The 662-nt window shown below is 66.9% G+C and carries 1 protein-coding gene; it reads right to left on the minus strand.

The genetic code is table 11. The annotated features are described in order from the left end of the window. A partial coding sequence (locus tag ADK36_RS10070) for an AMP-binding enzyme (protein WP_048587627.1) occupies positions 1-662 on the minus strand: 662 nt, incomplete at both ends.

A 662-nucleotide genomic window follows, 5' to 3' on the forward strand; every position in this document is an offset into this window, starting at 1 on the left:
AGCAGGGAGTGTCCGCCGAGTTCGAAGAAGTTGTCGTCGACACCGACCCGCGGCAGACCGAGGACATCGGCGAACACCTCACACAGCACCCGCTCCTCAGCCGTGCCCGGCGCCCGATAAACAACCCCGGCCCCCACCTCCGGCACCGGCAGAGCACGCCGGTCCAACTTCCCGTTCAACGTCAACGGCAACGCATCCAGCACCACAAACGCCGACGGAACCATGTACTCCGGCAACACCACCCCCACCCGATCCCTCAGCACCCCACCGTCCAACACCACACCCGACTCACCGACCACATAAGCAACCAGCCGCCGATCCCCCGGACGATCCTCCCGCGCCACCACAGCCACCTGCCCCACCCCAGGACACGCGGCCACCACCGCCTCCACCTCACCCAACTCGATCCGGAACCCACGGATCTTCACCTGATCATCCACCCGGCCCAAATACTCCAGCCGACCATCCCCCCGCCAACGCACCACATCACCCGTCCGGTACATCCGCGACCCCGCACCACCGAACGGATCAGCCACAAACCGCCCCGCCGTCAACCCCGCACGCCCCAGATACCCACGCGCCAACCCCACCCCAGCCACATACAACTCACCCGCCACACCCACCGGAACCGGCCGCAACCCCCCATCCAGCACATAGACCCG

The organism is Streptomyces viridochromogenes, from assembly GCF_001270495.1.
Taxonomy (GTDB): Bacteria; Actinomycetota; Actinomycetes; order Streptomycetales; family Streptomycetaceae; genus Streptomyces; species Streptomyces viridochromogenes_A.